Source organism: Desulfobaculum sp. SPO524, assembly GCF_044987625.1.
GTDB lineage: Bacteria > Desulfobacterota > Desulfovibrionia > Desulfovibrionales > Desulfovibrionaceae > Desulfobaculum.
In genome coordinates this window covers 753,111-775,993 of record NZ_JBJDSB010000001.1, presented here as the reverse complement: position 1 = coordinate 775,993, position 22,883 = coordinate 753,111, and the positions used below count along the sequence as shown (strand labels likewise).

Genomic DNA, 22,883 nt, shown 5'->3' with positions numbered 1-22,883 from the left:
CATGACGCGGCGTGCAGAGGTTGGCGACAGAGCTGTTCGGGCTGCATACATCATGGGCCGCAGTACATTCCTTGGCGGCGGTGAATGGAGCGCGCTTGCGCTGCTGCGCGCTTTGGCGCGCGCTCGCCAGGTGGAACCCCTTGGCGTGGTCAGCGCGGATGGGCCTGTGCGCCTGCGGCTCAGCGCTGCGGGCGTTGCCTCAGAGGTGTTGCCCATTCCGTCGCCGTTACGCCATCCCGTTGGCGCGGTGCGCACGCTGTACCGCATGTGGCGGCTGCTACGGCGGCGGGGCGTTGATGTGGTGCATGCGGGGCGCTCGCGGGCGGCGCTCTATGCCGGGATTGCCGGCCGGCTGGCAGGGGTGCCCATGGTGTGGCATGTGCGCGAGTCCGCGCGGGATGTGGCGGTGTATGACGTGGTGCTGGCGCTGCTGGCGCGGCGGGTGGTGTTTGTGTCCGGCGCGGCGCGGCGGATGCGGTTCCCGCGTTTGGAGCGGTATGTGCCGGGGCGGTTTGTCACCATTATCAATGGCGTGGATACGCAGGATTTTCGCCCGGATGACGGACGCGGCGCGGCCGTGCGCCAGCGCCTAGGTGTTGCAGACGATGCTGTGCTCTTTGGGCTGGTTGGCAACTATATTCCGCGCAAGGGACATCGTTTTTTGTTGCGGGCGCTCACCCGCGCCATGGAGCTGGGTCTGCCTGAAAATGCGCATGTGCTGTGCGCTGGGAACATGCTGGACGCCAATTTTGTGGCGACGCTGCGGCGCGAGGCGGACGCCCCCCAGCTTCGTGGCCGGGTGACCCTGCATGACGCCGTGGACGACCCGGCGGCGCTGTTTTCGGCGCTGAACGTGTTTGTACTGCCGTCCACGGCGGAGGGGCTGAGCCGCGCGCTGATGGAGGCCATGAGCGCGGGCCTTGCCGTTATTGCCACGGATATTCCCGAAAACCGCGAGGCCGTGCCCGCCGGCGGCATGCGCGCTGTCCCACCGGGGGACGAGGAGGCCTTTGCCCGGGCCTTGGTGCGTTTTGCTGAGGACGCCGGACTGCGGCGCGCCGCAGGCGTAGTGAACCGCCGCCATGCGGAGCGGGCCTTTAGTGTGGAGCGCCATGCCCGGCGCATGGCGGTGCTGTATGCCGGACTGCGCCGCCACGCTGAGGGCGGCGGCCCGCCCACGTCCTCCCTTATGCGTATGGTGCGGCGGCTGATGGCGCGCGCCGGACGCGGCGTCCTTGTACACTTGGCGTGGTTGTGGCGTCCGCGAGCGCGGGAAGCCGCGGCAGGGCCGGTTCTGATTCTTCCCGCGCGTGACGCGGAGGCCGGGGTGGAGATGCTGCCTGCCATTGCCGCTGCGGCGCGTGATGTTCCGGGCGGAGTGGATGTGCTGGCTTGCGGCGCGGTGGCGGAATGCGCGGTGCGCATTCCGGGCGTGCATGTCACGCTGTGCGATGTCCACTCGTCTTTGGGCCTGCTGATGGCCCTGCGTCTGGCGCGGCGCGGCGGGTATGGGCGCGTGCTGGTGGGCGAGGTTGGTCCCGCGCTTGGCACCGCCCTTGCCGGGCTGGTGTCCGGGGCGGTGAGCGCTGGCCTTGCCGGATGCGGGCGCGCGGCGCTGTTGTCTCGCGCTGTTTTGCCCGGCGGGGAATGCACGCCGTTATGGCGGCGTTTGGTGCGTGTGGAGCAGGTGAGCCGGGACGGTGCGCCGCGGCCATGCCGCGCTGTGCACAAGGCCGAAGAAGCCCTTGAACTGCTGTCCGGTCTGTGCCGGCCCCGCAGCGCGCGGACCCCGGATGCGCCGTTGCGGGTGGCGCTGCATCCGCTTGCCTCCATTGCCACCGAGCAGTGGCCCATGACGGCCTTTTGCCAGCTTGCGACCAAACTGGAACAGCGCGGCGTGCAGGTGGAGGTGCTGGGGACCGTGTGGGACCCTGTGCCCGATGTGCCGCCCTGCTGGCACCGGGGGACGGAGCGGGTGCGCGCGGGGTGCGATGTGCCCGCCGTGCTGGACGCTATTGCCGCCGCCGATGTTGTGGTGGGGCCGCCCACGTGGGTGGTTCGCCTTGCTGCCCTGTGCGGGGCGCGCACGGTGCGCATTGCCGGGCCTTCGGCCGGGCACGAACCATGCCCGGATGGTGTGCATATGGAAGTAGCCGCTCACGATGTGGAATGCCTTGGCTGTGGTGAGAGCTTTTGCCGGACACGCGCGCATGAATGCATGCTGGCCGTGGAGCCGGAGGATGTGGTGGACGCGGTGCTGACCTGCGCGGCGCAGCAGGGCGGAGGGAGCGCGCATGGCGCGTAGCCGGACGCTCCTTGTGGATGGGCGGGAGTACCCGCCGCAAGGGGGAACGGGCATCAGCCGCGTTCTGGATGGGCTGGTTCGCGCCCTTGTGGCGTCGGGCTGTGCAGACGAGGTACGCCTTGCCGTACGCCCGGCGTGCGCCGCGCACATTGCTAAGGAATGTCCAGGTCTTGTGCGGCGCGAACTCCCGGCCAGCCGCCTCGCCGCCGAGGTGGCGCTGTCGCGCCTTGCGCGGGGCAGCGCGGTAACGCTGTCCCCATACCCCAAGGTTCCGGTGTGGGCCGGGCCGGCGCGCGTTGTGAATATTGTCCATGACGTCCTGAACATCACCCACGAGCGCTACCGCACGTCGTGGCGGGCGCGCTATGCACGGGTGCGTCTTGCCCACGGCCTGCGCCGCGCCGCGCTGACGTGGTACGTTTCGCGCTGGAGTCGTGATGCCACGGCGGCGCTGATGGGCTGGACAGGGCGCGATGCGCGGGTTCGGCACTCCGGCATCGCGGCGGAGTTTTCGCCCACGCCGCAGGTGGATGACGCCGCGCATCGCGGCGCGCTTGGCCTTGCGCCGGGGTACGTCTTGGTCCTTGGCAATGGCCGCCCGCATAAGAATATTGGCGTGGCGCTGTCCCTGAGCGAGACGCTGGGCCGCCCTCTTGTTATTGCCGGATGTTCGGACCGGTGGCGGCTATGGTGGCAGGCTCGCTATCCCACGGCGCAGGCGGTGTGGCTGCCCCTTGTGCCGGAGGCGGCGCTTCCGGCGCTGTATAGGGGGGCGTTTTGCCTGCTGCATCCGGCGCTTATTGAGGGCTACGGCTTTCCGCCCCTTGAGGCCATGGCCTGCGGCGTTCCCGCTATTGTCAGCGACATCCCTGTCCTGCGCGAGACGGCAGGCGGTGCAGCCCTGTTCGCCCCGCCGCAGGACCATGACGCATGGCGCGTGGCCCTTGCCCGCCTTGAGGACGGCGACGAGCGGCGGCGCGTGTGCGAAAAGGCCCTTGCGGCAGTGGCTGCGCGCGTTGGCCCGCGTGCGTGGGACGCCCATGTGGCCGATATTCGGGAACTCTTTGACAGCATTTGAGAACACCATGCCTCGACATGGACGCTAACCTCCCGTATGTTCGTGACAATGGGAGGTGTATCGTCGTGAAGAAAGCGTTCATTACGGGCATCACTGGGCAGGATGGCAGCTATCTTGCGGAGCTTCTGCTTGAAAAAGGCTACGAGGTGCATGGCGTTGTGCGCCGCGTGGCCCTTGAATATCCACAAAGCAGGCTCCGGCGCATTTTGCACATTCAGGACCGGCTTGTGCTGCATAGCGCGTCCATGGAGAGCTACGCCAGTCTCTTCAACATCATCGCGGACGTGCAGCCCGATGAATGCTACCACCTCGCGGCGCAAAGCTTTGTGTCCTATTCCTTCGAGGATGAGTTCTCCACCATCCAGACCAACCTGAACGGCACGCATTATATGCTGTCGTCCCTTAAGCGGCAGGCACCGGACTGCCGTTTCTATTTTGCCGGGTCCAGCGAGGTGTTCGGCAATGCGTCGTTGTCTCCGCAGGATGAATCTACCCCGTACAAGCCGCGCTCGCCCTATGGCATATCCAAGATGGCTGGCATGGAGCTGACGCGCAATTACCGCGAGGCGTACGGTATGTTCGCCGTCTCCGGCATACTGTTCAACCACGAGTCCCCCCGGCGCGGGGCGGAATTCGTCACCCGCAAGATTTCCATGGCCGCCGCGCGCATCCGGCTGGGGCTGGAGAGCACCATCCGTCTTGGAAACATTGAGGCCCGGCGCGACTGGGGGCACGCGCGTGATTCTGTGAGCGCCATGTGGGCCATGCTGCAGCAGGACGCCCCGCACGACTATGTCATCGCCACCGGAGCAACCCACAGCGTGCGCGATTTTCTGGACCTGGCCTTCCGGCATGTCGGGCTGGATTACCGCGAGCACCTTGTGGTGGATAAGACCTTTTATCGTCCGGCGGAGGTGCATGTGCTGTGCGGCAATGCCTCGCGGGCGCGGCGTGAGCTGGGCTGGGAGCCGAAGGTGGACTTTGAAACGCTGGTCCGTGAAATGGTGGACCATGACATGGCGCTCTTCGCCGCTGGCGGACCGCCGGAGATGCGGGAGGTGGCGCTGTGAGAATAGCCGTCTTTGCCGATGTGTGGTTCCCCGATACCACGGGCGGGGCGGGCCGTATGGCGACGCAGTCGTCCGTGGAGCTGGCGCGGCGCGGACACGAGGTGCACGTCGTCACCCGCAATACGCACAGCGCCTTCCCTCAGCGCGAGCAGGTGGCGGACGGCGTTACCGTGCACCGTTTCCCCTTCCCCGGTGTGGAAGTGGGCGTTGTGCCGGCGCTGCGCCGAGAACTACGCGGCAGTGTGCAGTGCTTCGACGCCATTGGCGGTCCGCGCTTTGACGTGGCGGTCATCCATCAGTGTCTGCCCGCGTTTGGCCCGCACATCTCCGGGCGGCTGCGCGGCGTGCCGTCGGTGTATTATTTCCATTCCCCATGGCATGAGGAATTCCTCATCCGCCGGCTCAACGGCGTTGGGCGCGTGAGCGCGTTGACCTCCATGGCCGCGTGGATGATGCGCCGTATGGAGCGACGCATTCTCCGCCGCTCTGGCGCTGTGGTTGTGCTGTCGCGCTACATGGCGGGCAAGGTGACGGAGTATCACCAGCCGCCGCCGGAGAAGGTGGTACGCATTCCCGGCGGGGTGGACCTTGCGCGCTTTCGGCTGCCCGAAGGGGGCAGGCGCGCCGCGCGTGAGCGGCTGGGCCTGCCGCAGGACAAGACCATCTTCCTCACCGTGCGCAACTTGGCCCCGCGTATGGGGCTGGAGAACTTTATTGAGGCCTTTGCCGGGAGCGAAGCGCTGCGGTCCACGGGCTATGGGGTAATAGGCGGGCGCGGCCTGCTGGAGGAGCGCCTGCGCATGCAGGTGCGCGAGGCCGAGGTGGACGAGTGCATGCGGCTGTGGGGGCACGTGGATGAAGAGCACCTGCCGGACCTGTATGGCGCGGCGGATTGGTTCGTCCTGCCAACTCGGGTGCTGGAGGGGTTTGGCCTTGTCATCCCCGAGGCATGGGCCTGCGGGACCCCGGTCATAGGTACGCCGCAGGGCGGCATCCCGGACGTCCTCGGCACGCTGGATGGCGACTATGTGGTGGATGGCAGCGACGCGGCGGCCCTGCGCCGCAAGATGGAGGAAATGCTGTCGCCCCCGGCGCACCTTGCGCTGTCTGCCCGGCAGCTTCGTGACCACGCGGCGGAGCATTTTTCCTGGTCGCTTGTGGCGGATGCCTTTGAGTCCCTCGTGCGGCGGGTGGCGGATGAAGGCTGAGCGGCAGGGGAAGGTCCGCGTTCTGCATGTGCATACCCTGCCCGTGGTCAGCGGCTCGGGCATCAACACCTTTCTGTCCATGCGGGGCCTACCCCGAGAGCGATACGATGTCGAACTCGCCTGCGCTCCGGGCGGGCGGCTCCTTGATGTGGTGCGCGGCGCGGGGATGCGCGTTCACGAGGTGCCGCATTTTGTACAGCCCGTGGCCCCGCTGCGCGACCTGCTTGCCCTGTATGAGGTCTCGCGCATCCTGCGGGCGGGGGGCTATCACGTCGTCCATACCCACAATTCCAAGGCCGGGTTCATCGGCCGCCTTGCCGCGCATCTGGCGCGGGTCCCCGTTATTGTCCACACCGTGCACGGCTTCGCCTTTCATGACCGGGAACCGGCGTGGCGGCGTTGGCTGTTCCGCCTGCTGGAGCGCCGCGCCGCGCGGTGGTGCCATGACATGATTTTCATCTCGCGTCCCCTTGAGGCATGGGCGCGGCGCGAAGGGGTGCTCCGGCCGGGGGCATCGCACCACATCATCTACAGCGGCATTGAACTGGAGCGCTTCCGCCCGGTAAGCCCACGGCGAAAGCGCCGCCTGCGGCGTGAGTGTGGTGTGCCGCCGGACGCCCTTGTGGTGGGCATGATTTCCAAGCTGTGGCCGGGCAAGGGGCATGAGGTGCTCTTGGAGGCCTTTGCGGCCCTGCGCACGCGCCTGCCCGGCGCGCGGCTGCTGCTGGTGGGCGAGGGCGAAACCCGCGAGCAGTTGGAGCATTTGGCGCACCTGCTGGGGCTGGGCCACAGCGTGGTGTTTGCGGGGTTTATGCAGGACGTGCGGGCGGGCATTGGCGCGTGCGATGTTACGGTGCTGCCGTCATTTTTCGAGGGGATGGGGCGGGTGCTGCTGGAATCCATGGCTATGGGCGTGCCTGTTGTGGCGTCGGACGTTGGGGGCATACCGGATATTGTGGACCACCGCGTCACCGGCCTGCTGGTGCCGCCCGGAGACGCCGGGGAGCTGGCCCAGGCTCTGCACTTCGTCCTGCGCGACGGCGAGCGCCGCGCCGCCCTTGGCCGTGCCGGACGCCTGAGTGTGCAGGCGCGCCACGGGGCGGATGCCATGGCGCAGCAGATTGAACAGGTGTATGCGCAATCACTGCGAAGGCTAAACATTTTTCCGGAGGGCGGCCGATAAGAGGGAGAGGAGTGGATAGCCGCGTGTGGCGGGAGTTTTTTCCGTTTTTGCGGCTGCGCAGGTTGCGCTCAAGGAGCGCAGGCCCCTGTTTTTCCGGTTGAAATATGCTAGTCTGCAAGAGCGTGCGTCCCCTGTGGCGCGCGGCATATGGTAAAGCAAGGCGTGGAGCAGTGTCCGATGCTAACGATGCTGTGGCGGATCATAATCTGGAGCATGCTTGTCGTCCTCACCTTTCCTACGGTGCAGGCGTTCTACTTTCGTGCGGGCATGCGTTGGCAGTATATTTTGCTGTACGGATTTGTTGCCGCCTACGCCTTTACGCCGCTGTGCCGCTGGCTGGCCCTGCGGCTGAATATTCTGGACCGCCCCGGCTGGCGCAAGGTGCACGATAGAGCCACGCCGCTGCTGGGCGGCGTGGCTGTGTACTGCGCTTTTCTTTTGTCCCTGACGCTGAATGGGGTGTTTTTGCCCGGCATGGGCACCCTGGTGGCGGCGGGGACGCTTATTTTTATGGTGGGGTTGTGGGACGATGTGCGTTCGCTGTCGCCGGTGTTTCGCCTTGGTGTGCAGCTTGCGGCGGCGCTGTATGTGGTGTTCATCGGGCATATTCAGCTCAAGATACTGCCGCCCAGCATCTTTGGGGCGTGGGTGAATGTGCCGCTGACGGTGCTGTGGCTGGTGGGACTGACCAATGCCATGAACTTTTTTGACGGCATCGACGGCCTTGCCGCCGGGCAATCCATTATCATTTCGGTCTTTTTCGGGGCCATTGCCTTCAAGAGCGGGCAGGCGGCGCTGGGGTGGATGGCTGTGGCCATTACCGGCGCGTGCGCGGGGTTCATGCCCTTTAACTTCATCCCCGGGCGCTCTGCGCGGCTGTTCCTTGGTGACGCGGGGAGTACGTTTTTGGGCTTTACTCTTGCGGGGGTGGCCGTGTTTGGCGAGTGGTCGTCCACCAGCCACTTTGTGTCCCTGACTGCGCCGGTGCTCATCTTTGGCGTCCTCATCTTCGACATGCTCTATGTGACCCTCTCGCGTATTAAAAACCGCAAGGTCGCCAAGATATTTGAGCCGCTGGCGACGGCCAGTCAGGATCATTTGCACCACCGCCTGCTGGGCATGGGCTTTGCGCGCAAGGAGGCGGCGTTCGCCATCTTTACGCTGTCCGTGTGTTTGGGGGTGAGTGCGCTCATCATCATGGACGGCGTGCCCCTTGATGCCCTGCTGGGGCTGTTTCAGGCGGTTTTGCTCTTTACGATTATTGTGTCGCTGATGTTCAAGGGCCGCAAAAGGCGCGTCGGGTCGGCGCGGCGGGATGATGATGAGGGCAGTGGTGGCGGCGATGAATATTCAGAATGACGGAGTGTGGAAGAAAATGCCGCCACGTTGCGGTAGCACGGTTGCCGCGCAGCGCAAAATGCGCCGCCAAGGTGTGAGTGATGCATGGGTGTTGGGTGGTGGTGTTGATGAAATGCGCGCGCCCTGTCTGGGGCGTGGTCTGCTCCTTGCACGACAAACCGTGGCGGCATGCATGCGCTGCGGCGTATAAGACAAGGAAGCGAAGATGTCTGCACTTGCCTATTTCGGCCTGCGGGAGCGCCCCTTTGAGGGGAATACCAATGTGAGGTTTTTCTACGTCAGTCAGGGGCATGGCGAGGCCTTGGCGCGGCTGCGCTATCTGGTGCGCGATAGGAACATGGGTATCGGCGTGCTGACGGGCGAGATTGGCAGCGGCAAGACCATCACCCGCAGCGTTTTGGAACGCATGCTGCGGACCACGGCCTTTCGGGTGGTGAGTCTGGAAAGCTCCAACCTGCCGTTTGTTCACCTGCTTGCGGAGTTTTTGAACCAGTTGGAGGGCCGCCCGCCGGACCTGACGGGGCTGACCAAGTATGAGCTCCTGTTTCGCTTTAAGAAGACTGTCATGGAGAATGTGCACCTGAAGGGGCGGCATTTGGCCGTCTTTTTGGACGAGGTGCAGCAGATGCATCCCGGCACGTTGGATGAGCTGAAGAACCTGACCAACCTTTCCGTAGGCGGCGACAACCTGCTGACCATGATTCTGGTGGGCCAGCCGGAGTTTCGCGACACCCTGCGCCGCATGCCTCAGTTGGACCAGCGCGTAAGCCTGCGCTTTCATCTGAACTTTCTGGGCGATGACGAGGTGGGGCGCTACATCCAGCACCGGCTGGAGATGGCCGGGCGCGAAGAGGCGGACCCGCTGTTTTCGGACGACGCGGTGCGCCTTGTGTACCGGGAGTCGCAGGGGATTCCGCGTTTGGTCAACCGGCTGTGCAAGCTGTCCCTTGATCAAGGGTATTCCCTGCAGCGCAGGCAGATTGACGAGGACATCGTCTCCGGCATCATCAGCGACCTGCACTTGCAAAAGGGCGACAGGGACGAGACGCCGCGCCGGAAGTGGCATTCTGCCAAAATGTGACGCATTCCCCCGCGCAAAACGGGCGCGGATGTGGTATGAGCGGGCAAGGTCCAGCGCCGCCAGCGGGCCGGCGCACTGCGTCCGCAATGCCAAAACCGCCCCAATGTGGCGCAGGGGAAGCGCATATGGGCAGGACACCCGCAACGTGGCGGTGTGAGGAGAACAATGGCCAGCAGCTTTAGTGTGTTTGAGCTGGAAAAGCGCAAGTGGGAGCTTGCCCGCAATCAGCGCGAGGGCCGCAGCGCGGCTGACGGCGCGCAGGAGACTGGCGGCTCATCGCCGGAGGAGCGCACGGAGCAGGTGACACGCCTGCACGCCGCGCTGCTGGAGGAGGCGGGCCGGGTGCGTTCTGCCGTGCGCGCCGGGGACCCGCCCCCTGTGCGCGACGTCTTGCGGCGTCTGCGTGACGTGGTGAGCGCCCAAGCGGTGCGCGATGTGTTCGAGCATGCCTCGCTGGATGAGGAGCACATCGGCGCGGAGGCGGCGATGACCTTTGTGGCCCTTGCCGCCATGAAGGTGGGCATGGGCCTTGGCTATGAGGACAAGCGCCTGCTGTGGCTGGGCCTTGGCGGAATGTGCGCCAATATTGGCCTGTACCGCATTCCCCGGCGGCTGGAGGGCGTGCATCCGTCGGACCTTTCCCCGCAGGACAGAGCCAAAAAGCGCACGCATCCGCACCTTGGCGGGCAGGTGCTGGAGCGCCTTGGCGAGGAGTACCGGCCGCTGGCGGAGATTGTGTTGCAGGTGCATGAACGGGTGGATGGCTCAGGCTATCCCCACGGCCTCAAGGGGAAGGAAATCCACGAAATGGCGCTTATTATCGGTCTTGTGGAGCATGTGGTGTCCATGCGGCGCCCGCGCCGGTCCGGCAACCGGTTTTTGCAGACCCCGGCCATCAAAGAGGTGGTGGACGCGGAGCGGTTGCGCTTCCCCCACCGGGTGCTCAAAGAATTTTTGGACCAGGTCTCGCTGTTTCCGGTGAATACCTACGTCCGCCTCAATAACGACTCCGTGGCCCGCGTGCTGGCCACCTACAAGGACAAGCCCATGCGCCCCACGCTGGAACTGCTCTACGATGGGCGCGGCAAAAAGAAGGATGCGCCTCGGCTGGTGCATCTGGAGCATTTTCCGCTGCTGCACATTGTGGACGCCCTTGAAAGCGGCGTCATGGAGGAGATGGCCGCGGAGCAAACGGAAGAAGGGGACGCCGGATGATGCGGCGCCCCGGACAGGAGAAGGATGCGATGCCCCGGATGAGGACACTTCCCGCGCTGTGCGTGCTGTGCGCGCTGTGGTGCGCGGCCCTGACGGCCTGCACGGGAACATCGGCCATCAAGGGGACACCCGTGAATGACGCGCCCGAGGTCCAGCGCCAGCGCCTTGCCATGCACCAGCGCGGCGAGGAGGAGCGCGAGGAACTCGCCGCCATGAGCGACGTTTCCGCCAATGATGTGTTCAAGACCGTGGACGGCGCGCCGGAGTACCGCGTGGGGCCGAAGGATGTTTTGGAAATCGCCTCGCGCTCGGGCAGCGCCGTAACGACCACCACGGTGCAGATCAATAACCGTGGCCGCATTTCCTATTCCTTTGTGGATGACCTTGAGGTGGACGGGCTGACGGCCAGTGAAATTGACGACCTGCTCACCCAGCGCCTGCGCGACTTTTTGAAGCGTCCGCGCATAGATGTGCGCGTGGCGGAATTTCGCAGCAAGTATGTGTCCCTCATGGGCGAGATTGCCTCCCTGCGCACCACGGGCGAGGGCGCGCGCCTGCCCAGCGGGCGGCAGACCCTGACCGGACGGACAACGCTCCTTGAAATCATCTCGCAGGCCTCGGGCTATACCGAGGACGCCGACCTGCGCCGCGTGCGCCTGATTCGCGGTGGCAAAGCCTATGAAATCAACATGTTCGACATTGTGGAGGGCGGCAAGGGCTGGCTGAATGTGGTGCTGAACCACGGCGACGTTGTGGACATACCGGAGCTGCCCAACGTGGCGAGGCGGGTGTACGTGATGGGGCAGGTGGCGCGCCAAGGCATCTATGACCTCGACAGCGCGGACAACCTGCTGGCGGCCCTGTCTGCGGCGGGCATGTTTACCGCCGTGGCTAAGGAGGAAAACACGCTCATCATCCGGCCCGACGGGCACGAGGGCAAGGCGCTCATCCTGATGGCGGATGTGGAGCGCATGCTGGAGCGCGGCGACCTGACCCAGAACGTGCCCCTCAAGGAAGGGGATCTTGTGTACGTGCCGCGCCAAATCATCGGCGACATTACCGAGTGGATTACCACGCACGATACGTTCCTCGACTGGATATTCTACCCCAGACGTGTGCAGGATAATTACTTCTACGGCGAGTATTTGAAGTTCGACAGCAAATCCGCAGCAGACTAGGGCCGGAGGCCGAGTGGAGCAGTACGACGTCAACATCCGCGAGTATTGGCGGATATTCAAGAAGCGCAAGTGGGTCGTCCTTGCCGCGACGGTGCTGCTTGGCCTGTCCAGCGCGGCCTTTGCCGTGTTTATGGGGCCGCCGCCGCTGTACGAGTCCATATGCAGTGTGCAGTTTAACCGCGAGAGTCCGGTGCGCGGCGTGTACCAGCAGACCATTACCTGGTCGCCCGAGACGGACCTGCAGTCGCAAATCTCCCTCATGCGCAGCTACAAGGTCATGCAGATGGTGGCCGAGCGGCTGGGGCGCATCCCTTCCGGCCTGTCGGACGAGGAGCTGCGCCAGCATCCCACCGCGGCCAAAACCGTGGATGGCCTGCGCTCGCGCGTGTCCATCACCCGCGACGCCCAGACCAATATCATCGACATCGCCGTCACCCATTCCGACCCCGTCTTTGCCCAGCGTATGGCCGACACCGTGGCCCTGACCTACCGCGAGATGTACCGCGAGGAGCAGCAGCGCCGCGCCAAGGCCGCCATCAGCTATCTGGAGGAGGAACTTTCCCGCACGCGTGTGGCCCTGCGCGACGCCGAGGAGGAGTTCAACGCCTTTACCCGCGCCAACCAGCTTGTTTCCGTGGACTTGCAGGGCGAGAATCTGCTGACGCGCAGCAAGGAGATTGAAGAGGCCCTGCGCAACAACGTGGCGGCGGATGATGAACTGGCGGCCCTGCTTGTGCGGCTGGAGCGCTTTGCGGAAAATCCCTCGGGCTTTGGCAGCGACCTGTATTCCACCTACGCGGACAGCCAGTACGAAACCGCGCGGGGGAAACTGGTGGAGCTGCTGGTCACGCGCGAATCTTTGCTGGAGGAGTTCACCTACAACCACCCGCAGGTCATTGGCGTCAACCGGCACATTGTGGAGGCCGCGCGTAAGATGACGGTCATCGTGCGTTCCCAGCGCGAAAAGCTGGCGCGCCAGCGGGAGAATCTGCAGGACGAGCAAAGCACCGTTGAGGCCAAGATTAATGAATTGATGGAAAAGAAACTGGCCTACAACCGCCTGCGGCGGCAGGTGGATTCCTACAGCGCCAAGGTCGCCATGCTGGAGGAGAAAAACCGCGAGGCCGCACTCCGGCAGGCCGAACGGCCCGAGGAGGTCACCATCGTCAAGCCCGCGTTTTTGCCCAGTTCGCCCGTGAATCCGCCGCGCATTGCGCCCATTACGTCCGTTGGCGTGTTCATCGGGCTGGTGGTGGGCATGATTGGCGCGCTGGTTATGGAGGCGTTTGATACGTCCATCGGGGCCATTGATGACGTGGAGGAAACCCTTGGGGCCAAGGTACTTGGCGTCATCCCCGACGAAAGCAGCCGCGAGGTGCGCGAGCTTATGCGCGAGGCCAGCGACGGCAAGCGTTCCGGGGTGCGGGCGCGCATTCACCTTGTGTCGCACTTTGTGCCCAAGTCCATGATTGCGGAGAGCTTCCGCTCCCTTCGCATCAATGTGCAGCTGTTTTGCAAGGAGCGCGGGCTCAAGACCCTCGCCATAACCAGCGCCACGCCGCAGGAGGGCAAAACCGTGGTCTCCGCCAACCTTGCCGTGAGCATGGCGCAGGCGGGCAAGCGGGTGCTCATGGTGGGGGCTGACCTTCGAAAGCCTATGGTCTCCGAGGCCTTTGGCGTGGACAACAACCCCGGCCTGACGGACATCCTGCTGGGCAACTACGCTTGGCGCGACGCCATCAAAACCGTGACGGACGTCATGATTGGCGAGATGAGCATAGATGACGTCATGGCGACGCCCGGTCTGGACAACCTGCACCTGATGACCGCGGGCACCATGTACTCCAACCCCTCGGAGCTTATTGAATCCAAGCTACTTGGGGAGTTTGTGGAGGAAGTGCGCGACAACTACGACATCATCATCTTTGACACCGCGCCCATTCTGTCCACGGCGGACCTGTCCGTGCTGGGGCCGCTGGTGGACGGGGTGCTCCTTGTCTACCGCGTTGGCTCCATTTCCAAGGAACTGCTCAAGCGTTCCACGGTGGAACTCTCGCGCGTGAAGTCCAATCTTATCGGCGTGGTCTTAAACGGTATGCGCGAGGGCGAAACGCCCGATTATCAGGACTTTAGAGCCTTTAAGTACTACTAGGCGGCAAGTATGGCACAGCGGGGCACCAAGGGACCAGGGCCGACCCCTTTGCAGTTGGCGCTGCCGCTGGTGATTGTGCTGCCCATGTGCGTGGCCTTCGGTTGGTTGTTGCCACACCTCTCGCCCACCAAGGCGCTGGCCTTCTTCAGCGCCATCATCATGTTCCTCATCTGCTTGTTCAGCACGCAGACCGCCCTGTACATCATCATCTTTTCCATGCTGCTTGGCCCGGAGTTTGTTGTCGGGTCCACGTCCGGCGCGTCCCTTGGGCGCGGGGTGACGCTACGCGTGAACGACTTTGTGCTGGTGGTTATGGGCTTTTCGTGGCTGGCAAAGATGGCCATCAACAAGCAGCTTGGGCTGTTTCGGCATACGCCGCTCAATGGTCCCATTGCGGCCTACACCATGGTCTGTGTGGCGGCGTCCGGCCTTGGGGCCATGATGGGGCGCGTGGACCTGAAGACGTCCTTTTTCTATGTGCTCAAGTACTTTGAGTACATGTTCGTCTATTTTATGGTGGTGAACCATCTGCGTACGCCCAAGCAGTTCAAGGGCTTTGTGGTGGCGTTTATCGTCACGTGCGTAATCGCGTCCTTGGTGGGCGTGGCGCAGATTCCGGGCGGCGGGCGCATCACCGCCCCCTTCGAGGGGGCCAAAGGCGAGCCGAACACCTTCGGCGGGTACCTTGTGTTTATGATTGCCATCTTCATGGGGCTGGTGTGGCACCTGCGCCAGACTCAGGTGCGCGCGGGGCTGGTGGGGTGCGCCCTGTTTGCCTTGGTGCCGCTTCTCTACACCGGGTCGCGCGGGTCGTACTTGGGGCTGGCGGTGAGCATGCTGGCGTTTTTGGCGCTGACGCCGCGCAAGGCCGCAAGTGCGCTGGTGGTGGCGGGATTCATTGCGGTGCTGCTCCTTGGCGCGCCGGAAATCGCCAAACGGCGCATTGAACACACCTTCACGCAGGGGGCGCAGCGTACGGACGTGGAGGAAGTGATGGGCGTGAAGCTTGATACGTCCTCATCCGCGCGGCTGCGTAGCTGGCGCTATGTGGCGCGTGATTGGCTGAAAAAGCCGCTGCTCGGCTACGGCGTTACGGGCTATCGCTTTTTGGACGGGCAGTATTTCCGCATACTTGTGGAGACGGGGCTGGTGGGGCTGGTGGTGTTCATATTCCTTATGACGCGGGTGTGGCGGGTGCTGCACGGCGTGTACAACCGCTGCCGCTATGGCGTGCACAAGGGGTGGACCATGGGCGTGATGATTGGCTTTGTGGGCCTGCTGGCGCATGGAATCAGCGCCAACACGTTCATCATTGGCCGCATTATGGAGCCGTTTTGGTTTGCGGTGGGGATGGTGGTGATGATTCCCGCCATTATGGAGACGGCGGTGGAGGAGCGCCGCGCTGCGCAGGCCGCAGAGGCGGCGCATCCGCAGGATGCGGAGCGTGGGTGATGGCGGCGCGGCAGGGCGCGGCCAAGGCCGCGTCCTGCGCGAAGGCACATCAGCGCCGATTAGTCGTGGTGATGGTGATGATGGTGGCCGTGTTCATGCGCATGGTCGTGCTCATGGGTGTGGTCATGACCATGCTCATGGGAGTGCTCGTGCGTGTGCGCATGGCAATGGGTCTCTCCGTCATGATCGTGCTCATGCGTATGCTCGTGCGTGTGTTCATGATCCTTGAGGAACTGCTGATACTTGCTTGTCTGCTGGGGGCCGCAGCCACAACCTTTACACATATCGGACTCCTTGATGCGGTATGAACGTTGTGCTCCCGGTGGTCTGGGGAGTGAAATCAAGCGTACATGGAATTGCGTATCGTGTCACGGAGATGTCGGTTAGCCTCTTTGGATTTACGGAAAACTGGTTCTGGCGGTGCTTTTGTGACATTATGGAGCGGGCTTTTGGGTGTTGCCGTGTACGAGTGAGACAAAGGAGGCGGTATGGCCATGGTGACGACGGCGGAGCGCGTGGCGCCGGAGGACCTGCAAAGGTGGCTGGAAAACGGCGAGGACGTGGTGTGCCTTGACGTCTTGCTGCCGGACGTCTTTGACGCGCGGCGTATTGCCGGGGCGCGCTCCGCATGTGTGTACGAGGTGGAGTTTCCGGAGCATGTGCAGGTGGCGACAACTGGGTTTGACCAGCGCATCGTGCTCTATGGCGAGGATGAGCACACCCTTGGCGCGGACGTGGCCGCCGAAAAGCTGGGGCGCATGGGCTACAGTGATGTCCGGGTGCTGGCTGGCGGCATTGCCGGGTGGTTGAAGCGCGGCTTTCCCGTTGAGGGGACGGGTCTGCTGCCGCCGGAGGACGGCTTGCGCTTTGTGGAGGGCGTGTTTGCCGTGGACGCGGAGCAAAGCCGCATCGAATGGGTGGGGCGCAACGCCGGAAAGCGGCATACGGGAACGCTCCAGGTCTCGCGCGGGCGGCTGGACGTGCGCGATGGCGGTATGCATGGCGAGTTTGTCGTGCCGCTGTCCACCCTGCGCAATACGGACCTTGAGGACGATTCCCTGCGCCGCCTGCTGGTGGCGCATTTGTTGTCCGACGATTTCTTTTTTGCCGAGGCCTACTCCGAGGTGCGCTACAGCCTTGACGCCGCGGTGCCGTTGCACGGGGCTATGCCCGGAACGGCCACGCATGATGTGCGCGGGCATTTGGAGGTGCGCGGCCAGCGTCATCCGCTTGCTTTGCGCGCCACCTTTGCCAATTTGCCGGATGGCGCTTACGCCGTGGAGGCGCACTGCGATTTTGACCGAACGGCGTGGGGTGTGCTGTATGGGTCTGGACGCTTTTTTAAGTATTTGGGATACCACTTGGTGTATGACATTGTGAGTGTGCAGCTTCGGATGGTGCTGCGTCCGGCCACGGCTTAGTGCCGCGTCTTTGGTCCCGCTGGGGCGGGCATGGGGGCCGGGTGCAAGGGGGGGCGCTCCTCCCTGAACTGACGGTTCCGTGTGTATGGTGCGCCGCGCAGCGGTGTGGCTGAGGAGAAACGCGATATGACATGCTCCACCCAGCGGCCAGAGGTGACGGCCCTCATCTCGACCTATAATGCGCGGCAGTTTTTTGCCGGATGCATGGAGCATGTGCTGGGGCAGACCCTGTATGCGCAGGGGCGGCTCGAGGTCATCGTCATCGATAGCGGTTCCCAGCAGGGTGAGGCCGAGCTTGCGCGGGAGTACGCCGCCCGCTGCAGCGGCATCACCGTCATAGAGACCCCGCGTGAAACGCTCTATGCCGCCTGGAACAGGGGTGTTGAGCGCGCCCGTGGGCGCTTCATCGTCAACGCCAACACCGACGACCGCCACCACCCGCAGGCCTTTGAGCGTATGGCGCAAAAGCTCGGCGAAACCGGGGCGGCGCTGTGCTACGCCGATACCTACCTGACGCGCGAACCCGGCGCGGATTTTTCCGGCGCATTGCCCGAAACCGTACTGGCCCTGCCGCCATACAGTCTGCGGCAAGCCCTGCTGGATTGCCCCTTTGGCCCTGTGACCATGTGGCGGGCAGACGCCCACGAGGTGGCAGGTCCCTTTCCCGAGGACCTTGGCATCGCCGGGGACTACGTCTTTTTCCTCAAAGCGGCGTGGCGGCGCGGCGCGGTGCATCTGCCGCAGGCGCTGGCCGTGTGTTACGAATCGCCGCAGACGCTGTCCGGCAACACTCCCGCCGCCGTGGGCGAGGGGTACGCCTTTTTGCCTGCGCTCAGGCGGCGCATTCCCCTTGACGATATCTATCCCTTCCTTGCGCAGGCGCCGCAGGCGCGCCATGTGGCCCTTGCGGATTGGGCGGACCTGCTCCTTTTTGCCGGGGGCGGATTTTCGGACCCGGACCACGCCGTGGAGCTTTACGCCGCTGCGCGCGATGCCGGGGCCAGCGCCTTTGTCACCACGCTCAATACCGCCGTGGCTCACGCCAAGGCAGGCCGCATGGACGCCGCCTTGCAGGGCTTTGCGGCCCTGACGCCGCAATCGCGCGATGAGCAGCGCCTTGTTGTGCACAATCTGCAATGCATCCGTCAGGGCGCGCCCGTGTGGCGGATGGCTACTGTGCGAACGGAGCACCCGTGGCTGGAGACCCTGCCGCCCATCGTGCCGCTGTCTGCGCGGCGGGTGACGCGCGATGTGTACGCCGCGCGTCAGCAGGTGCCTGCCGCTGCCCCGCACGGGGGCCTGCATGATTAAAAAGATTGCGGCAGAGGAGTTGCGGCCCGGCATGTACGTTGTGGACACCGGGCTGTCGTGGATGGATTACCCGTTTCTCTACGCCGAGGAGGGGGAAATCGCCTCTGCGGAGCAGGTAGAGCGCATTGCGACGGAGTACACCGAAGCGTTTGTGGACACCGAGCGCGGCGCTGCGGCCCTGCGCGAGGGCGGCGACGACGGCTTTGCCGAGGCCGCGTCCGAAGGGCGTGAGCGGCGCGGGGAGCGCGTGCCCATCGCGCAGGAGGTGGAGCACGTCCGCGCCTTTTATGCGGATTCCGTGACCTTTGCGCGGGAATTCATGACGGAGGTGAGCACCGGGGGCAAGGTCGATTACGAGCGCTCCGGCGTGTTCGTGGAGGAGGTCATTGATTCCGTCACCCGCAACCGCGACGCACTCGTTAGCATGACCAAGCTGCGGTCCTCGGATGAATACACCTACACCCATTGCATCAATGTGTCCGTTTTGGCCACAGCCTTTGGCGACGAAATGGGCCTGCCGCACGAGGACCTGGTGGACCTTGGCCTTGCCGGACTCATGCACGACCTTGGCAAGGCGCTTATTCCGCCCATGGTGCTGAACAAGCCCGGCAAGCTGACGGACGCGGAGTTTGACCTGATCCGCAAGCACCCCCAGCGCAGCATCACCGTGCTGGGGCGGCTGGACGCCGTGCCGCGCCGCGTACTGCGCGGGGTGCTGGAGCATCATGAAAAGTTTAATGGCGGCGGGTATCCGGCCGGGCTGGTAGGGGACGATATTCACCTCTTTGCCCGGTATATCTCCCTTGCCGATGTGTACGACGCGCTGACCAGCGCACGCGCCTACAAGCCCGGTATGCCGCCGCACAAGGCCCTGCGCATTCTCTACAGCATGCGCGGGCAGGATTTTCATCCCGGCTATGCCGAGCGGTTTATTAAGTTCATCGGCATCTATCCTGTTGGGTCCCTCGTGCAGCTGGAGGACGGGCGCTACGCCGTGGTCAGCGGGTCCAACCCGCAGGAGCCGCTGCGCCCGCGTGTAACCCTTGCCCTTGGCCCGGATGGGCGCCCCATCCACCCCCGCCCCGTGGACCTCGCCCAGCCCGAAGGTGACGGCGTTGCCATTGCCTCGTGCATGGACGCCGCAGCCTTTGGCCTGAGGGCTGAGGACTATTTGCTCTAACGGCCGCCATGTGGCTTTGCAAATGGACCAGCCTCGCATATAACCCGCTCATGCAGAACAGCGCATCCATAAAGGACACCATAGCCGCCATCGCCACCCCGCTGGGGCAGGGCGGCGTCGGTATTGTCAGAGTCAGCGGCCCCCGCAGTAAAGACGTGGGGCGGACGCTCTTTCGTTCCTCACGCGAGGATTTCGCGGACTTCAAGCCCTACCGCATGCATCATGGCTGGGCGCTCGACGAGCGGGGCGAGGCCCTGGACGAGTGCCTTGCGGTCTTCATGCCCGGTCCGGGATCGTACACGGGTGAGGACGTTGTGGAATTTCAATGCCATGGCGGCCCCATGGTGGTTCGCGCCATTCTTGAGGCCGTGCTGGCGCAGGGTATCCGCGCCGCCAGCGCAGGGGAGTTCACCTACCGCGCCTTTGTCAGCGGCCGCATGGACCTGACGCAGGCCGAGGCCGTGGCCGAGATGATTGCCGCGCCCACGCGTGCGGGCATGACTTTGGCGCAGGCCAAGCTGTCCGGCGCCCTTGGGCAGAAGGTTGCGGCCCTGCGCGCCCAGTTGGAGGAGCTTCGCGCCCAGTTGTGCGTTGCCGTGGACTTTCCCGACGAGGATATCGAATGCCTCAGCCCGGAGGAGTTCCTGACCGGAGTGAACGCCGTCTCTGAGGCCGTGCGCGACATGCTGGAAAATTTCGAGCGCGACAGGTGCTGGCGCGAGGGCGCATTCACTGTGCTGGCCGGGCAGGTCAACGCGGGCAAGTCCAGCCTCATGAACGCCTTGCTTGGGCGCGAGCGCGCCATCGTGACGGACATCCCCGGCACCACGCGCGACTACCTTGAGGAAGCCGTCAATCTGGACGGCCTGCCCGTGCGCCTGGTGGATACCGCAGGCATTCGCGAAACCGAGGACGCCGTGGAGCGTGCCGGACTGGAGCGCAGCCGCGACCTTGCCGCGCAGGCGGACCTTGTCCTCCTCGTGGTGGACCAGACCCGCGACGTGGCCGCCGAGGACGTGGACCTTGCCCAGCGCATCGGCATAGACCGGGTGCTGGTGGTGCTCAATAAGGTCGATATCGACACCGCCGCGCAGGACGATGGCCTGCAGGCCACGTGGTTCGCCGATGCCGGGTTTGAGGTGGTGCCCATCTCCGCCAAGACGGGCAAGGGCCTGAACAGGCTGTGCGACCGCGTGCGCGAGCGCATCGTCGGACGCAGCGGCGAGCCGGACGCCGGAGAAATTGTGCCCAACCTGCGCCAGTCGCAGGCCCTTGAGCAGGCCGAGGCCGAGCTCACGGCCCTTGCCGCCGACATCAGCGCGGGCATTCCCTACGACCTGCTTGGCGTTCGCCTTGAGGCCGCGTGCACCATCCTTGGCGAGATTACGGGCGAAATCGCTCCCGCCGACGTGCTGAATTCCATCTTCAGCAGCTTCTGCATCGGCAAGTAGCCCGAGAGATTTTCTTCCGCCAGAGGGCGTAAAAAAAGCAGGGTCATGCATCGCATGGTCCTGCTTTTTTGTGTGCTGTATGGGGGAAAAGGTTAGGCTTCGCTGTCGGCCTCTTCGTCCGTGGCGTCCTCCATAACGCGCCCGGCGCGCTGGGTGCGGTACAGGCGGATGCCGATCCATGTGGAGATGACAAACAGCACCACGCTCAGCGCCACCTGCCACTGCCGGTCCACGTTAAAGCCGCTGCCGAGCAGGGCAAAGACGAGGTTCTGCGGGATGAATCCCAGAGCGGACCCCACGATGTAGGGCACTGCGCCAACGGACGTCACGCCCGCCAGCAGGTTGGTCAGCAGGTTGCTGCCCACAGGCATAAAGCGGATGACCAGCGTGGTGCTCACCGTGTTGTGCGACAGAAAGCGGTCCACGCGTCCAATCTTTTTGCCGAAGCGGCGCGAGACGTACGAGCGGCCAAAAAAACGCGCGTAAAAGAACGCCAGTGCGCAGCCCACCGTGGTGCCGGCCGTGCCCAGCAGCGTGCCGACCACACTGCCAAAGGCGTAGCCGCCAAGGAAGCTGACCATCTGCCGGGGCAGGCCCACAGCCGTGAACAGCGAGGCCGCGCCAATAAACAAGGCGTATCCCGCAAGGCCGTGCCCGCGGACATGTGCGTCTATCCAGTGCTCATCCATGGAGCCGCGCAGGTCCATGGCATTAAAGACCACGCCAATACCTGCAAGAATCAGCAGCATGACGAGGCCTTTCACATAGGCGCGGGTGTGTTTTCGGGCCAAAAAGTCCTCCAGAACGGTTCCGGTACGGGGCCGGGAAGGCGAGCGGCGGCGGGCCGCCTGCGCATGGCGGATGGCAAAGGCCGCGCACACAAGGCACACGCCAACACCGCGGACGATGTCGCGTTCATACACGCTGACGCCCAGCGTGAGCGCAGCGCCGCAGACCATAGCGCCAAGAAGCAGGCGGCTGGAGCGCCCCATGACAAGGGCCCCGGCCACTGCTGCAATGCACAGCAGAGAACCAACGGCCAGCGCCCACCATGACAGGCTCAGCACCATGCGCCCGAATTATTTCTGTTCTTTAATCGTGTAGTTGACGTGGCGCTTTTGCATCCACCGTACGGCAAACAGGTCATACGAGGAAGCCACAAGGCGGTCCCACGTGCCGTACTTGCTCTCGCCGTGCTGGCGGTGGCGGTGGTTGACGGGAATCTCCACCACGGTTGCGCCCTGCATCTTCATCAGCGTGGGCAAAAAGCGGTGCATACCCGTAAAAACAGGCAGGCGGCGCGCCATGTCCGTGCGCATGGCCTTGAGGGAACAGCCCGTGTCGCGGACCGTTTCGTTGGTCAGCTTGTTGCGCACGCCGTTGGCGATGATGGAGCTGATGCGCTTGACCATGGTGTCGCGGCGCGTGGCGCGCCAGCCAATAACCATGTCGGCATCCTGCGTGATGAAGGTGTTCACCATCTTGGGCACGTCCGCCGGGTCATTTTGCAGGTCCGCGTCCATGGTGATGATGATGTCGCCCGTGGCGGCCGCAAAGCCCGCGCCAAACGCGGCAGACTGGCCGCAGTTGTGGGCAAAGGCCACATAGCGCACATGCTCATCGTCCTGCGCAAGGTTTTTGATCACGGCAAGAGAATTGTCCGTGCTGGCGTCGTCCACAAAGACGACCTCCCACTCCAGAGCAAGGGGCGCAACTGCAGAGGTGATTTCCTTAAACAATATCGTGAGGTTATCTTCCTCGTTAAAAACGGGGATAACCATGGAGAGGCTTTGAATTTTGGTCATGACCGGACAGGGATAGTCAATTTGAAAAAAGTTGTAAATAGTGTTGACAATGACCTGCCCGCCGTATAGAAACTCATCTCTCGACAGCGTTGCGGGGTGGAGCAGCATGGTAGCTCGTCGGGCTCATAACCCGAAGGCCGTAGGTTCAAATCCTGCCCCCGCTACCAACACGATATCAAGAGCCTCAGGCTCCGGCCTGAGGCTTATTCTTGAAAACCAGTCGAGACGGCACACGCAAAAAACGCCGCGATACGCGGAAAAAAGTTCTTGCATCTCAGTGCCACGGAGCGTAAAAGCTCCCCATACAGCGTTGCGGGGTGGAGCAGCATGGTAGCTCGTCGGGCTCATAACCCGAAGGTCATAGGTTCAAATCCTGTCCCCGCTACCAACGATTATTCAAGGACTCAGACTTTTGTCTGGGTCCTTTTTTTGTT

The 22,883-nt window shown here is 64.0% G+C and carries 18 protein-coding genes and 2 tRNA genes; 18 read left to right on the top strand and 2 right to left on the bottom strand.

Annotated features, from left to right (window positions below; translation table 11 throughout):
- Nucleotide 1 precedes the first annotated feature (1 nt).
- From ACI3L3_RS03265 to mnmE, 16 genes are all read left to right on the top strand, one after another.
- Nucleotides 2–2,305, top strand: coding sequence for a glycosyltransferase (locus ACI3L3_RS03265; RefSeq protein ID WP_404843662.1), 2,304 nt, complete (start codon nt 2–4; stop codon nt 2,303–2,305).
- On the top strand, nt 2,295–3,383 hold the full coding sequence (locus ACI3L3_RS03260) for a glycosyltransferase family 4 protein (RefSeq protein WP_404843661.1): 1,089 nt from the start codon (nt 2,295–2,297) through the stop codon (nt 3,381–3,383). The genes ACI3L3_RS03265 and ACI3L3_RS03260 overlap by 11 nt, the downstream gene beginning before the upstream one ends.
- A 65-nt stretch (nt 3,384–3,448) precedes the next feature.
- Nucleotides 3,449–4,453: a GDP-mannose 4,6-dehydratase gene (locus ACI3L3_RS03255; RefSeq protein WP_404843660.1), complete on the top strand. Its 1,005-nt coding sequence runs from the start codon at nt 3,449–3,451 to the stop codon at nt 4,451–4,453.
- Complete coding sequence (locus ACI3L3_RS03250; protein WP_404843659.1) at nt 4,450–5,661, top strand: glycosyltransferase family 4 protein; 1,212 nt, start codon at nt 4,450–4,452, stop codon at nt 5,659–5,661. Before ACI3L3_RS03255 ends, ACI3L3_RS03250 begins: the two co-directional genes overlap by 4 nt.
- Nucleotides 5,651–6,844: a glycosyltransferase family 4 protein gene (locus tag ACI3L3_RS03245; RefSeq protein WP_404843658.1), complete on the top strand. Its 1,194-nt coding sequence runs from the start codon at nt 5,651–5,653 to the stop codon at nt 6,842–6,844. The genes ACI3L3_RS03250 and ACI3L3_RS03245 overlap by 11 nt, the downstream gene beginning before the upstream one ends.
- 177 nt (nt 6,845–7,021) lie before the next feature.
- Nucleotides 7,022–8,203 (top strand): MraY family glycosyltransferase, encoded by a 1,182-nt coding sequence (locus tag ACI3L3_RS03240; protein WP_404843657.1) that lies wholly within the window; start codon nt 7,022–7,024, stop codon nt 8,201–8,203.
- A 205-nt stretch (nt 8,204–8,408) separates the two neighbouring features.
- Complete coding sequence (locus ACI3L3_RS03235) at nt 8,409–9,284, top strand: ExeA family protein (RefSeq protein WP_404843656.1); 876 nt, start codon at nt 8,409–8,411, stop codon at nt 9,282–9,284.
- 165 nt (nt 9,285–9,449) lie between these two features.
- Nucleotides 9,450–10,499, top strand: coding sequence for an HD-GYP domain-containing protein (locus ACI3L3_RS03230; protein WP_404843655.1), 1,050 nt, complete (start codon nt 9,450–9,452; stop codon nt 10,497–10,499).
- Nucleotides 10,500–10,537: 38 nt separating this feature from the next.
- Nucleotides 10,538–11,677 carry a polysaccharide biosynthesis/export family protein gene (locus ACI3L3_RS03225; protein WP_404843654.1) on the top strand — a complete coding sequence of 380 codons (1,140 nt, stop codon included), beginning with the start codon at nt 10,538–10,540 and terminating at the stop codon, nt 11,675–11,677.
- Between the two features lie 13 nt (nt 11,678–11,690).
- The gene (locus ACI3L3_RS03220; protein ID WP_404843653.1) at nt 11,691–13,829 is read left to right on the top strand and encodes a GumC family protein; all 2,139 of its coding nucleotides are present in this window, start codon (nt 11,691–11,693) and stop codon (nt 13,827–13,829) included.
- Between the two features lie 9 nt (nt 13,830–13,838).
- Nucleotides 13,839–15,281, top strand: a complete 1,443-nt coding sequence (locus ACI3L3_RS03215) for an O-antigen ligase family protein (protein WP_404843652.1) — start codon at nt 13,839–13,841, stop codon at nt 15,279–15,281.
- Nucleotides 15,281–15,589 (top strand): hypothetical protein, encoded by a 309-nt coding sequence (locus ACI3L3_RS03210; RefSeq protein ID WP_404843651.1) that lies wholly within the window; start codon nt 15,281–15,283, stop codon nt 15,587–15,589. Before ACI3L3_RS03215 ends, ACI3L3_RS03210 begins: the two co-directional genes overlap by 1 nt.
- A gap of 180 nt (nt 15,590–15,769) precedes the next feature.
- Nucleotides 15,770–16,702 (top strand): YceI family protein, encoded by a 933-nt coding sequence (locus ACI3L3_RS03205; protein ID WP_404843650.1) that lies wholly within the window; start codon nt 15,770–15,772, stop codon nt 16,700–16,702.
- Nucleotides 16,703–16,828: 126 nt separating this feature from the next.
- A complete protein-coding gene (locus ACI3L3_RS03200) occupies nt 16,829–18,013 on the top strand; it encodes a glycosyltransferase family 2 protein (protein ID WP_404843649.1) in 1,185 nt (394 codons plus the stop codon).
- Nucleotides 18,006–19,193 (top strand): HD-GYP domain-containing protein, encoded by a 1,188-nt coding sequence (locus tag ACI3L3_RS03195; protein ID WP_404843648.1) that lies wholly within the window; start codon nt 18,006–18,008, stop codon nt 19,191–19,193. Before ACI3L3_RS03200 ends, ACI3L3_RS03195 begins: the two co-directional genes overlap by 8 nt.
- Nucleotides 19,194–19,243: 50 nt before the next feature.
- Nucleotides 19,244–20,644, top strand: a complete 1,401-nt coding sequence (gene mnmE / locus ACI3L3_RS03190) for a tRNA uridine-5-carboxymethylaminomethyl(34) synthesis GTPase MnmE (protein WP_404843647.1) — start codon at nt 19,244–19,246, stop codon at nt 20,642–20,644.
- Nucleotides 20,645–20,736: 92 nt separating this feature from the next.
- On the opposite strand, the gene ACI3L3_RS03185 is transcribed toward mnmE, so the two are convergent.
- A complete protein-coding gene (locus ACI3L3_RS03185; protein WP_404843646.1) occupies nt 20,737–21,714 on the bottom strand; it encodes a TVP38/TMEM64 family protein in 978 nt (325 codons plus the stop codon).
- 9 nt (nt 21,715–21,723) lie between these two features.
- Nucleotides 21,724–22,449, bottom strand: coding sequence for a glycosyltransferase family 2 protein (locus ACI3L3_RS03180; protein WP_404844112.1), 726 nt, complete (start codon nt 22,447–22,449; stop codon nt 21,724–21,726).
- Nucleotides 22,450–22,539: 90 nt separating this feature from the next.
- Between ACI3L3_RS03180 and ACI3L3_RS03175 the strand changes: the two genes are divergently transcribed.
- Together ACI3L3_RS03175 and ACI3L3_RS03170 are read left to right on the top strand one after the other, a co-directional pair.
- Nucleotides 22,540–22,616 (top strand) — tRNA-Met (locus ACI3L3_RS03175).
- A 144-nt stretch (nt 22,617–22,760) separates the two neighbouring features.
- Nucleotides 22,761–22,837, top strand: a tRNA-Met gene (locus ACI3L3_RS03170).
- The last annotated feature ends 46 nt before the right edge of the window (nt 22,838–22,883 follow it).

Excerpts from the sequence above, each read along its gene's own strand:
- ACI3L3_RS03265 (WP_404843662.1), top strand. The coding sequence starts at position 2 with ATGACGCGGCGTGCAGAGGTTGGCGACAGAGCTGTTCGGGCTGCATAC.
- ACI3L3_RS03260 (WP_404843661.1), top strand. The coding sequence starts at position 2,295 with ATGGCGCGTAGCCGGACGCTCCTTGTGGATGGGCGGGAGTACCCGCCG.
- ACI3L3_RS03245 (WP_404843658.1), top strand. The coding sequence starts at position 5,651 with ATGAAGGCTGAGCGGCAGGGGAAGGTCCGCGTTCTGCATGTGCATACC.
- ACI3L3_RS03240 (WP_404843657.1), top strand. The coding sequence starts at position 7,022 with ATGCTAACGATGCTGTGGCGGATCATAATCTGGAGCATGCTTGTCGTC.
- ACI3L3_RS03235 (WP_404843656.1), top strand. The coding sequence starts at position 8,409 with ATGTCTGCACTTGCCTATTTCGGCCTGCGGGAGCGCCCCTTTGAGGGG.
- ACI3L3_RS03230 (WP_404843655.1), top strand. The coding sequence starts at position 9,450 with ATGGCCAGCAGCTTTAGTGTGTTTGAGCTGGAAAAGCGCAAGTGGGAG.
- ACI3L3_RS03225 (WP_404843654.1), top strand. The coding sequence starts at position 10,538 with ATGAGGACACTTCCCGCGCTGTGCGTGCTGTGCGCGCTGTGGTGCGCG.
- ACI3L3_RS03215 (WP_404843652.1), top strand. The coding sequence starts at position 13,839 with ATGGCACAGCGGGGCACCAAGGGACCAGGGCCGACCCCTTTGCAGTTG.
- ACI3L3_RS03210 (WP_404843651.1), top strand. The coding sequence starts at position 15,281 with ATGGCGGCGCGGCAGGGCGCGGCCAAGGCCGCGTCCTGCGCGAAGGCA.
- ACI3L3_RS03205 (WP_404843650.1), top strand. The coding sequence starts at position 15,770 with ATGGCCATGGTGACGACGGCGGAGCGCGTGGCGCCGGAGGACCTGCAA.
- ACI3L3_RS03200 (WP_404843649.1), top strand. The coding sequence starts at position 16,829 with ATGACATGCTCCACCCAGCGGCCAGAGGTGACGGCCCTCATCTCGACC.
- ACI3L3_RS03195 (WP_404843648.1), top strand. The coding sequence starts at position 18,006 with ATGATTAAAAAGATTGCGGCAGAGGAGTTGCGGCCCGGCATGTACGTT.
- mnmE (WP_404843647.1), top strand. The coding sequence starts at position 19,244 with ATGCAGAACAGCGCATCCATAAAGGACACCATAGCCGCCATCGCCACC.
- ACI3L3_RS03185 (WP_404843646.1), bottom strand. The coding sequence starts at position 21,714 with ATGGTGCTGAGCCTGTCATGGTGGGCGCTGGCCGTTGGTTCTCTGCTG.
- ACI3L3_RS03180 (WP_404844112.1), bottom strand. The coding sequence starts at position 22,449 with ATGACCAAAATTCAAAGCCTCTCCATGGTTATCCCCGTTTTTAACGAG.